The following is an 11,080-nucleotide window of genomic DNA, read 5'->3' as shown; positions in this document are numbered from 1 at the left end:
ATTCAAACTCCTTAATAAAGTCTTTCGTCTTTAGTCTATCAGCGACAGCGATCTTTTGTCTTAGTCGGACACGACTAATTTCATTATTAAAAGTGGTTTAATTGTTGTTTTTGGTATTAGATCGCAGTATACCTCAAGACCTTAAGTTGTGGTAAAACACATCATATTTCCTATCTTTATAAAATGAAAATCAGACTGTTTTTAACAAGTATATTAACCCTAGCCAGCTGGAGTAGCTTAGCTCAATTCGACCGTGGTTATGACCTAGAACAGTTTAACCTCTTTATCATACCACCACATGAAATTAATGTAAAACTGAGTTTTAAAAGTGAGCACTTGCGTAATGATCCACGAGCTTTTTCTGCCACTCCTGGTAGAGAATCCATAGACATGATGAAGATTTATAGAGAATCTCAATCTTTAGAACATAAAGAATACACACCGCATATTGTGGCTCATTTTGAAAATAAGAGACAGGAACGTAAACAACAAACCAGGCTTTCTAGACCAGCCAGTTTAAGCATACAGAATCCTTATTATAGTAACACTAACTTTGCCTGGCAACAAATGCGTCGCCAGAGCTATTTTAACCAATTATACAGACCTATTTACCGATATTAAATGATTAATAAACAAGAAATCACAGACCGCTTCATCAGTTACATCACCATAGACACAGAATCTGATCCAGCAAGCGACACCACACCTAGCACAGAAAAACAATGGGATCTAGCTCGTAAATTACATCAAGAGCTTATAGACATGGGAATGAGTGATGTAAGCATAGATAAAAATGCTTATGTAATGGCTACATTACCTTCAAATGTGGAGCATGATGTTCCTGTAATAGGCTTTATATCACACTTTGACAGCACACCTGACTTTACAGGAAAAGACATTAAACCACAAATCATTCATGATTATGATGGTGGAGATATTCCCCTAAAAGGAAGTGACTTAATTTTAACACCAGATTATTTTGAATCTTTAAAACAGTATAAAGGCCAGACCATTATCACTACAGATGGTACCACACTACTCGCCGCAGATGATAAAGCAGGTATTACTGAAATCATGACAGCCATAAAAGTCTTGATTGAAAATCCATCTATAAAACATGGTACCATAAAAGTAGGCTTTACACCAGATGAAGAAATAGGTCGTGGTGCACATAAATTTGATGTTAAAAAATTTGGCGCTGACTGGGCATATACTATGGATGGTAGCCAGATAGGCGAATTAGAATATGAGAATTTTAATGCGGCAGGTGCTGTAGTGACTTTTCATGGAAAAATAGTTCATCCAGGTTATGCAAAAGGTAAAATGATCAACTCTATGTACATAGCTCAAGAGTTCATAGAGTCCTTACCTAGAATGGAAACGCCAGAACACACTGAAGGTTACCAGGGCTTTTTTCACTTACATAATATGAAAGGTGCTGTAGAAAAGACAGAACTACATTATATAATAAGAGATCACGATAGAGAGCATTTTGAAGCACGCAAAGAAGTAATGAATAAACTAGTGGCCGACTTAAACGCTCAATATGATCGTGAAGCTATTTCTATAGAAATTAAAGATCAATATTTTAACATGCGTGAGAAGGTAGAGCCAGTAATGCACATAGTAGACGTTGCAGAAAAGGCGATGCGCGAACTAGGAATAGAACCACTGATCAAACCTATACGTGGTGGAACAGACGGATCACAACTCAGTTACATGGGGTTACCATGTCCTAATATTTTTGCAGGTGGTCATAACTTCCATGGACCTTATGAATATGTCCCAGTAGAAAGCATGATAAAAGCCACTGAAGTGATTATTAAAATAGCAGAACTTGTTGCTCAAAGAGATTAATAATTATGGGATTACTTTAAAAGCTCTAGCACTTTACATATTAAGTGCTAGCATGGCTCAAGGTAAAACCCTTACCTATACTCAAGAATAGCAAGAAAAATAAATAGCACTGAAAAAAGCACGAGGTAAGCCTGGATGTTACAGCAACACTCGCCATTTCCGCTATCATTGCTAGGTATGAATATGTATTAGGACGTTAAAATTTCCACATAAAAAAAGCCCTTGATTTCTCAAGGGCTTTTAATTATAAAGTTGCGCTTCTTAATTTTCTTTAACTGGCGCTACAAGCTTTTTAGAAAGCTCTGTAGATATAGCTGATCTTTCAAAAGTGATTTTTCCAGCACCTGTTTCAACTTGAACAGTACCTTTATCTGCACTAATTTGAGTTACTTTACCGTGAATACCACTAGACATAATAACCTTATCACCTATTTTAAGAGATTCTGCAAACTCCTTTTCTTCTTTGCGACGTTTAGACTGCGGTCTTATAATGAGGAAGTAAAAAACTACCGCCATTAGTAAGATCGGTCCATACTGCATGAGCATTTCTTGATTCATCAATTATGCGTTTGGAGTAGCTGGCTTAGCTTTAGGTGTAACAAATCCTTTGATACGGATAGACTCTGTACCACTCTCAGTATTAGCCTTTATAGTTACCGTTTTAGTCTGATTATTAGGCTTTCCATTTGTATTAAACTTTACAAGCATAGAACCTTCAGCTCCTGGAGCGATAGGCTCCTTAGACCATGTAGGAACAGTACAACCACATGAACCTTTTGCATTTACAACGATAAGTGGTGCATTACCCGTGTTTTTAAAAGTGTACTCGTGCTCAACTACAGTACCTTCATTTACAGTACCAAAATCAAATTCAGTCTCTGTAAAAGTCATTACTGGAAAATCTCCAACAACGGCCTCACGCTCTGCAGCGGCAGTTAAGTTTGCTTCATCAATCGTTGCAGCAGCTTTTTCATTACAGCTTGTAATTGCCATTGTAGCTATTGCAGCTACCATTAAAACTAATTTTTTCATAGAATAAAATTTATAATGTTTTTATAAGAGAACAGCAAATGTAACTAAAATAAGCAATTACATCAAGACAGCACCTGATTTATTAACAGCTTTTTAAAGATAAAACTTATAGCTAATTATTTAACAACTACATTAAACCACGACCTGATTTATGGAGTATTCCTTCTTTATCAAATTCTTTGGCTAGACTATCTAGTATTCCATTAATAAAATAGCTGCTCTTAGGAGTAGAGTAGTCTTTTGATATCTCTAAGTATTCATTTAAACTTACCTTAACAGGAATACTATTAAAATTCAAAAACTCACATTGTGCCATCATGATTAAAACTAAATCGATTTGTGCAATACGATCTTGTTCCCAGTTAGGTGTTTTACCTTCTATACGCTTTAAAAGCTCTTCACTATTAAGAACAGTTTTTCTGAACAGGTCCATGGTAAACTTCACATCATCTTCATCTTTAATAAGCTCAGGAAGAGTAATATCTTTACCAGGCTTTACCTTGCGCAAAAACATGATCATCGCACTATTAACCAGTGGATAGTCATCTGTCCAGGTTATGTTTTCATCTTCTAGATAATCTAGCAACTCATCACTAGGAGCAATAATATCTGTATATAATTGAGTGAGGAACTTTAGATCTGCCTTAAGTGATTTATCAGGTTCACTCATATAGACCACATATAATTTGCTTTCTACAATCTGGTTGTAAAGATTCTCTACATATTTAGCATGTAGGTGCCATGGTTTTAGCTTTCGATTTTTAAGGGCATCTACCAGTACCTGGCTGTTGCGCAGCCTGGTAAGTATTTTATTATCTATAAAATTACGGGCTGGATTTAAATCTGAGTCTGTGGCAAGATGACGTTGTGTTCCTTTTACCACTCGATCTTCGGCTAGTTTATGCACCTCAACAAGTAGTTGTACCATGTATAAAAACAGCACATAAGTTTGCGTCATACTTTGGTTTAAGAAGCTTTCCAGCTCTTTAATTTCTGCTTTTTCTTGCTTTTGAAAGGCAAAAATAGCTTGCATCACTTTGATACGTAGTTGACGACGGTTAAGCATAAGAACGATTTTTTAAGTATACGCTTTCGCGAAAGCGCTATTAAAATAAATGTGTAGTCTTTTAAGACTTTTAATAAAAAGGCAAAGTTACTGTAATAAAAGTAACTTACCCACGATTTTCTTGACGACGTGCATCTATACGAGCCTGAGCAATTTGCAAGGCGGCTGTATGGGTAGTCACTCCATTTTCTTGAGCTTTATTTAATATCTCAATAGTTGTGGTGTAAATATTCTCTGTTTTACGCATGATTTCTGAGCGGTCGTAACCTTCTAGCTCTGCATAAACATTAATAATTCCACCAGCATTAATTAAAAAATCTGGTGCATAAACGATGCCTCGTTGCTGTAATAAAGTGCCGTGCTTAACTTCATCAGCAAGTTGATTATTTGCAGCACCAGCTATTACAGTTGCTTGTAACTTCTGGATGGTGTTATCATTAATAGTAGCTCCTAGCGCACATGGTGCATAGATATCCATTTTCTCTGCGTGAAGATCTGCACCAGTGTATATTTTTGCTCCATACTTAGCGCTGACCTCTGTTAAACGTTCTTGATTGATATCGGCTATATGGACTTGAGCACCTTCTTGCGTTAAATATTCTACAAGTGTTTCTCCTACATGACCTATTCCTTCTACATAAACCACTTTATCTTCAAGCACATCGCTGCCATATTTAAATTGCGCTGCAGCTTTCATTCCCATAAACACACCATAAGCAGTGATGGGTGATGGATTTCCAGCACCACCTTTTTCTTGAGATATCCCAGTCACATAAGGGGTCACCTCGCGCACGGTATCCATGTCTTCAGTGTCCATACCTACATCTTCGGCAGTGATATATTTACCACTTAAAGAATGTACAAACTCACCAAAACGACGCATCATTTCTGGTGTTTTTTGAGTTTTGGCATCTCCTATAATTACTGCTTTTCCTCCTCCTAGGTTCAAGCCTGTGATAGCACTTTTATAGGTCATACCTCTAGAAAGACGCAGTGCATCATTTAAGGCTGCCCATTCATTATCATACTGCCACATTCTAGTACCTCCTAGCGCTGGACCTAAAACAGTATTATGTATTCCTATGATGGCTTTTAATCCTGTATCTTTGTCATTACAGAAAACCACTTGCTCGTGATCATCAAATGACAACTGACCGAAAACTGGATCCTGGTTTATTATTTTTTCTAAAGTAGTGTACTGAGACATGTAATTATTTTAAAAAGGCTCTTTATAGATGTATCCAAAAAGCTGGCAAAAATAACTTCATTTTAGCAACTTAACAATAAGACTGACCTAAATTCGTCCTCAGAACTTAGAAAGAAGATTCTTAACAGGAATTTCACCCGATATGAAGGAACTTAAAAAGCTTAATAAACTCTTTTTCAAATATAAATGGCAGCTTATAGGCGGCTTTATAGTAACCATTATAGCCCGCGTTTTATCTATATTCCTACCTAAGTATATAGGTAAAACCATTAATTTATTAAACGATTGGGGTGATGGTACGATCACTGATAAATCCTTTATTAACGATAAATTATTAGAGTATATAGCTATTATTCTAGGCGCTACCTTACTATCTGCAGCATTAACCTTTGTAATGCGCCAGCTTATTATAGTAGTATCTAGACATTTAGAATATGATCTTAAAAATATTATTTATAACCAGTACCAAAGATTATCCTTAGGGTTTTATAAACAAAACCGCACTGGAGATTTAATGAACCGCATCAGTGAAGATGTTTCTAAAGTACGCATGTACATGGGACCAGCTTTAATGTATAGTGTAAATATGATCACGCTATTTATAGTGGTTATTCCCGTAATGATAGAGACCGCTCCTACTCTAGCTATTTACACGATAATCCCTTTACCATTTCTATCAGTAGCGATCTATTTAGTAAGTCGTGAGATTCAAAAGCGTTCTAAACTGGTTCAAGAACAATTATCTAGCCTCAATAGTATTGCACAAGAATCTTTTAGTGGTATTTCTGTAATTAAGGCTTATAATCTGGGAAAACAGATGAATGATCAGTTTACTGCGGTCGCAAATGATAGTAAAGAAAAGAATGTAGATCTAGCAAGAATACAGGCCTTATTCTTTCCATTAATGGTACTCCTTATAGGTCTCAGTAACATTCTTGTTTTATACATAGGCGGACAGCAAGCTGCCGATGGTATTATAGAGGTAGGAACTATACCAGAATTTCTTATTTATGTAAACATGCTTACCTGGCCAGTTGCAGTGGTAGGTTGGGTTACTAATATGATTCAACAAGCAGTTGCCTCTCAAAAACGTATTAATGAATTCCTAGATATAGAACCTGCAATTCAAAACTTAGTAGAAACGCACACACCAGTTAAAGGAACGATAAAGTTTGATCATGTCAACTTTATATATGATGACACAAACATACATGCGCTTAAAGATGTAAGTTTTGAGATAGAAGCTGGTAAAACACTAGCTATTTTAGGTAAAACAGGCAGCGGTAAATCTACCATTCTAGAACTAATAGGTAGATTATATGATATAGATAATGGACTCATAAGTGTAGACGGAACTCCTATAAAAGAATTAAACCTAGATAATTTAAGACAGTCTATAGGTTATGTGCCTCAAGATGCGTTCTTATTCTCAGATACGATAAAAAGTAATATCGCCTTTGGTAAAAAAGAGGCCAGTGAAGAAGAAATAATAATGGCTGCAAAAAACGCTGTGGTTCATAAAAATATAGCAGCGTTTACAAAAGGCTATGAAACTATCTTAGGTGAACGTGGTATTACCTTAAGCGGTGGTCAGAAACAACGCGTTTCCATAGCACGTGCTATTATTAAAAAGCCGCAAATATTACTGTTTGACGACTGTTTAAGCGCAGTTGATACTGAAACTGAAGAAAAAATATTAAATAACTTAAAGAAAATTACTGAAAACACGACAACCGTAATCGTGAGTCACCGAGTAAGCAGCGCTAAAAATGCAGACCATATTATCGTACTAGATGAAGGCCGTATCGTAGAACACGGCACTCATGACAGCCTAGTTAATGATCAGGGCTATTATGCAGAACTCTATTCTAATCAAATGCTGGAAGAAGATCTACTTTAAACTAAAGTGTTTAAACACATCCATAAATTGATCTCCATTATTTCTGATAAAAAAACCTACATCACTTTTGTTGTTAACATTTTTTTATATTTTTGAAAACATTCATAACTTGAAACAAGATAATGGCCGATAGAGATTATAAAGACCAGGAAGATATTTTTTCAAAAGTAGTAAGAGCAGGAAGACGCACTTATTTCTTTGATGTAAGGTCCACTAAAGCAGATGACTACTACCTTACGATTACAGAAAGTAAAAAATTCACTAACGATGATGGTAGTTTTCACTTTAAAAAACATAAAATCTACTTGTACAAAGAAGACTTTGCTGAGTTTGAAAGCACCCTTGCAGAAATGACTCAGTACATCATAAAAGAAAAAGGTGATGAAGTCATTTCTGAAAGACACCAGGCAGACTATGACCCAGCTGCTCATGCTCCTAAAGAAACTCCTACCTCATCTGATAATGAAGAATCTAAGAAAAGTTTTACTGACATAAGTTTTGATGACATCTAGAAACTAGCATAAATATTTCTTAAAGCCTTTCTAACCGAAAGGCTTTTTTTATTTTTAAACATTAAGCACGATTTTATGAATAAAGCAATTATGATAGTGGTGTTTTTCGCTTTCGCGAAAGCGTTAACTGCACAATCACTAGTAGAACCTACTCTGGATTATTACCTACCTACAAACGTTACTTATAACAGTGAAATCTCTACACCGCAAGAAATACTGGGTTATGTCCCAGGGAAATGGCACGTCACGCACGATAAGTTAACCGAATATATGCGTGTTCTAGCCAGTGAGTCTGACCGCATCACCATAGAAAATCGTGGTACCACCTATGAAGGAAGACCACTTATATTACTTACCATCACGTCACCTCAAAATCACAAGAATATTGAAAACATTAAGTCTGATCACATGGCGCTGTCTGACGGTAAAGATTTATCCACAGCAAACATGCCTATCGTGGTATACCAAGGTTTTTCTATTCACGGTAATGAGCCTAGTGGTTCAAACGCGGCACTGCTTCTCGCCTATCATCTAGCGGCGGCTCAAGGTTCTGAAATAAACGAACTATTAAAAAATACGGTGATCCTTTTTGACCCAAGTTTTAATCCCGATGGACTGCAGCGATTTGCTGGATGGGTGAACCAGCATAAAAGTAAAAACGTAAATCCAGACTCCTACGATCGTGAGTATGATGAAGTATGGCCTGGTGGGCGCACCAATCATTACTGGTTTGATATGAATCGAGACTGGCTACCCGTTCAATTGCCAGAATCGCAAGCACGTATTGAGACTTTTCATGAATGGATGCCTAATATTTTAACAGACCACCATGAAATGGGAACCAATGCCACGTTCTTTTTTCAGCCTGGGATTCCATCGAGAACGCACCCGTTGACACCAGCGATGAACCAGCAATTGACTAAAGAAATAGGAAATTATCATGCCGCAGAACTCGATAAAATAGGATCGCTTTATTATACAGAAGAAAGTTATGACGACTTTTATTATGGTAAAGGATCTACTTTTCCAGATATTAATGGATCTATAGGAATTCTATTTGAGCAAGCCAGTTCACGAGGTCACGCACAAAATTCTGATAATGGCATACTGACCTTTCCTTTTACCATACGCAATCAATTTACAGCAGGAATTTCCACACTTAAAGCAGCTGTAAACATGCGAGAAGAAATATTAAACTACCATAAGAAATTCTATGTTGATGCGCGCAAAGAAGCTGATAGCAGTGCGATCATCTTCGGAGATCATACCGACGCTGGAAGAACTGATGCACTAGCCGAGATTTTGATGAGACATAAGATAGAAGTTAGATCCCTGAAAAACGACGTCACTAAAAACGGTAAGACTTATAAAAAAGGCTATGCTTACATCGTTCCAAAAAATCAAAAGAACTCCAGATTAATCAACGCCATGTTTGAAAAGCGCACTAATTTTCAAGACAGTTTGTTTTATGACATAAGTGCGTGGACTTTCCCACTAGCCTTTGATATGGATTATGATGAAGATGCTAGTGTGAGTGATGGAATTACTTATGACAAGTCAATAAAAAAATCGACTCCTACCATTATTACTTCAAATTATGCATACCTAATGCCATGGAACGAATTTTACACTCCTAAAGCTTTAAACCAATTGTTCTCAGAAGGAATAAGAGCAAAGGTAGCTATGGAACAATTCTCTATCGACGGTAAGGACTATGACTATGGAACGATCTTAATTCCGGTTCAAAACCAAAAAATGAATGGTTCTCAAATCGCTCATTTTTTAAAGCAAATTCAATCAGAAACTGGAATAAGGATAGAAAGTGTTAACTCAGGCCTCACCTCAGGAATTGACCTAGGATCACGCCAGTTCAGAGCGTTAAAACAACCTAAAATCGCTTTACTCATAGGCGATGGGATTAATCCTTATGATGCTGGTGAGATCTGGCATTTAATGGACCAGCGTTATGATATTATGGTGACTAAGATTGATGTAAATGACATTAACCGTAAAGATTTATCTCGATATAATACCATCATCGTACCCAGCACCTATGGTAGTCCAGAAAATGAAGTTGTAGACCAGCTCAAAGAATGGACACGAGCCGGTGGAACTCTTATAGGTTATCGCAGTGCCTTGCGATGGATGAGCAGTTCTAAACTCTTACCACTTACATTTAAAAGCACCGACAATCCAGCCGAAAACATCAGCTTTGAGCAACGTTCTGATTTTTATGGTGCGCAAAATATAGGTGGAGCCATTTTTGAAACTAAACTGGATCGTTCCCATCCTATCGCTTTTGGTTATAAAGATGACCAGTTACCCATGTTTAGAAACACCAGTCTATTCATAGAACCACATAACGATTCTTTTAGAAACCCTATAAAATATACAGACAGCCCATTAATGAGTGGTTATATATCTGATAAAAATCTAGAGGCCTTAAAAAACACGGTACCATTTCAGCATCAAAATTATGGCCGTGGCGATGTGATCGGTTTTACTGATAACACGCAGTTTAGAGCCTTTTGGTATGGTACTAATAAACTGTTGATGAACGCTATTTTCTTTGCTAAGGAGATGTAGCTTTAAACTGTGAATTTAAAATCTAGGATATAGTTATTCCATTCGACTATACACTTATTGACAACAATTTACTGAATATTAATATTTTACAAATTTAGCATCCGTCATCTTCATCATAAAAAAATGCTAACATATAGTACCTTTAAAAAAACTTTAAAGGCACTATCTTTAGGAGAATGTTTGGTAATTCGCTTTCGCAAAAGCGTAACAAAAACATGATTTCTACTACTTATAATAAAAAATATGGCACTTACACCTTCTGCAATGTTGCCCTTAAACACTAAGGCACCGCAATTTGAACTGATAGACACCACTACTGATGATCTTACTACTTTTCAAGATGTGAAAGGTAAATTAGGAACGGTGGTTATGTTTATTTGTAATCACTGTCCATTTGTAATTCATGTGAATGAAGAAATCGTAAGGGTTGCCAATGACTATAGAGTTCTCGGCTTTGGGTTTGTAGCAATATCAAGTAATGACGTAGAGAAATATCCTCAAGATGGTCCAGAATTAATGTGCAAAACAGCCGAAAAAAACGATTATACGTTCCCCTATCTATATGACAGTACTCAAGAAGTAGCTCGAGCTTATGACGCTACTTGTACGCCTGATTTTTATCTTTTTGACAGTGAAGATTATCTGGTGTATCGTGGCCAACTGGATGATTCCAGACCTGGAAATGGTATTCCTTTAACGGGTCGTTCCCTACGTGAAGCGATGGATGCGATAATGGGAAATAAAAAAGTACCTGCTTCGCAAAAACCTAGCATGGGTTGTGGGATTAAATGGAAGTAGTTGTTAGTCTTTTAGGTATGAGGTGTGAGGTATGAGAAAAATGAAAATTTAAGTTTAAGTTTAAGTTTAAGTTTAAAAATCGAGAAACATTATACCAAAAGCAACAATTAAAATAGACTAAA

The 11,080-nt window shown here is 36.5% G+C and carries 10 protein-coding genes; 6 read left to right on the top strand and 4 right to left on the bottom strand.

Annotated features, from left to right (window positions below; all coding sequences use genetic code 11):
• The first annotated feature begins 183 nt into the window (after window positions 1-183).
• Window positions 184-621 (top strand): hypothetical protein, encoded by a 438-nt coding sequence (locus tag ACTF48_RS10305; protein ID WP_438963077.1) that lies wholly within the window; start codon window positions 184-186, stop codon window positions 619-621.
• Window positions 622-1,857, top strand: coding sequence for a peptidase T (gene pepT / locus ACTF48_RS10300; RefSeq protein WP_438963076.1), 1,236 nt, complete (start codon window positions 622-624; stop codon window positions 1,855-1,857).
• 261 nt (window positions 1,858-2,118) lie between these two features.
• Here pepT and yajC read toward each other — a convergent pair whose 3' ends face one another.
• The 4 genes from yajC to ACTF48_RS10280 form a co-directional block, all read right to left on the bottom strand.
• The gene (gene yajC, locus ACTF48_RS10295; RefSeq protein WP_438963075.1) at window positions 2,119-2,415 is read right to left on the bottom strand and encodes a preprotein translocase subunit YajC; all 297 of its coding nucleotides are present in this window, start codon (window positions 2,413-2,415) and stop codon (window positions 2,119-2,121) included.
• A 3-nt stretch (window positions 2,416-2,418) separates the two neighbouring features.
• On the bottom strand, window positions 2,419-2,889 hold the full coding sequence (locus tag ACTF48_RS10290; RefSeq protein ID WP_438963074.1) for a DUF1573 domain-containing protein: 471 nt from the start codon (window positions 2,887-2,889) through the stop codon (window positions 2,419-2,421).
• A 127-nt stretch (window positions 2,890-3,016) separates the two neighbouring features.
• A complete protein-coding gene (locus ACTF48_RS10285; RefSeq protein WP_438963073.1) occupies window positions 3,017-3,955 on the bottom strand; it encodes a transcription antitermination protein NusB in 939 nt (312 codons plus the stop codon).
• A 106-nt stretch (window positions 3,956-4,061) separates the two neighbouring features.
• Window positions 4,062-5,162, bottom strand: coding sequence for a Glu/Leu/Phe/Val family dehydrogenase (locus tag ACTF48_RS10280; protein WP_438963072.1), 1,101 nt, complete (start codon window positions 5,160-5,162; stop codon window positions 4,062-4,064).
• 142 nt (window positions 5,163-5,304) lie between these two features.
• Between ACTF48_RS10280 and ACTF48_RS10275 the strand changes: the two genes are divergently transcribed.
• The 4 genes from ACTF48_RS10275 to ACTF48_RS10260 all read left to right on the top strand — a co-directional run bounded on the left by ACTF48_RS10275 (window position 5,305) and on the right by ACTF48_RS10260 (window position 10,958).
• Window positions 5,305-7,062, top strand: a complete 1,758-nt coding sequence (locus tag ACTF48_RS10275) for an ABC transporter ATP-binding protein (RefSeq protein WP_438963071.1) — start codon at window positions 5,305-5,307, stop codon at window positions 7,060-7,062.
• Between the two features lie 122 nt (window positions 7,063-7,184).
• Window positions 7,185-7,574: a PUR family DNA/RNA-binding protein gene (locus tag ACTF48_RS10270; protein ID WP_438963070.1), complete on the top strand. Its 390-nt coding sequence runs from the start codon at window positions 7,185-7,187 to the stop codon at window positions 7,572-7,574.
• Window positions 7,575-7,649: 75 nt separating this feature from the next.
• A complete protein-coding gene (locus ACTF48_RS10265) occupies window positions 7,650-10,160 on the top strand; it encodes a M14 family metallopeptidase (RefSeq protein ID WP_438963069.1) in 2,511 nt (836 codons plus the stop codon).
• A 243-nt stretch (window positions 10,161-10,403) separates the two neighbouring features.
• Complete coding sequence (locus ACTF48_RS10260) at window positions 10,404-10,958, top strand: thioredoxin family protein (protein ID WP_438963068.1); 555 nt, start codon at window positions 10,404-10,406, stop codon at window positions 10,956-10,958.
• Window positions 10,959-11,080 lie beyond the last annotated feature (122 nt).

Source organism: Nonlabens sp. (genome assembly GCF_965660805.1).
Lineage (GTDB): Bacteria > Bacteroidota > Bacteroidia > Flavobacteriales > Flavobacteriaceae > Nonlabens.
This window is presented reverse-complemented; position numbering and strand designations above follow the sequence as displayed.

Coding starts and splice junctions, on each gene's coding strand:
- yajC (WP_438963075.1), bottom strand. CDS start 2,415: ATGAATCAAGAAATGCTCATGCAGTATGGACCGATCTTACTAATGGCG.
- pepT (WP_438963076.1), top strand. CDS start 622: ATGATTAATAAACAAGAAATCACAGACCGCTTCATCAGTTACATCACC.
- ACTF48_RS10260 (WP_438963068.1), top strand. CDS start 10,404: ATGGCACTTACACCTTCTGCAATGTTGCCCTTAAACACTAAGGCACCG.
- ACTF48_RS10270 (WP_438963070.1), top strand. CDS start 7,185: ATGGCCGATAGAGATTATAAAGACCAGGAAGATATTTTTTCAAAAGTA.
- ACTF48_RS10285 (WP_438963073.1), bottom strand. CDS start 3,955: ATGCTTAACCGTCGTCAACTACGTATCAAAGTGATGCAAGCTATTTTT.
- ACTF48_RS10275 (WP_438963071.1), top strand. CDS start 5,305: ATGAAGGAACTTAAAAAGCTTAATAAACTCTTTTTCAAATATAAATGG.
- ACTF48_RS10305 (WP_438963077.1), top strand. CDS start 184: ATGAAAATCAGACTGTTTTTAACAAGTATATTAACCCTAGCCAGCTGG.
- ACTF48_RS10265 (WP_438963069.1), top strand. CDS start 7,650: ATGAATAAAGCAATTATGATAGTGGTGTTTTTCGCTTTCGCGAAAGCG.
- ACTF48_RS10280 (WP_438963072.1), bottom strand. CDS start 5,162: ATGTCTCAGTACACTACTTTAGAAAAAATAATAAACCAGGATCCAGTT.
- ACTF48_RS10290 (WP_438963074.1), bottom strand. CDS start 2,889: ATGAAAAAATTAGTTTTAATGGTAGCTGCAATAGCTACAATGGCAATT.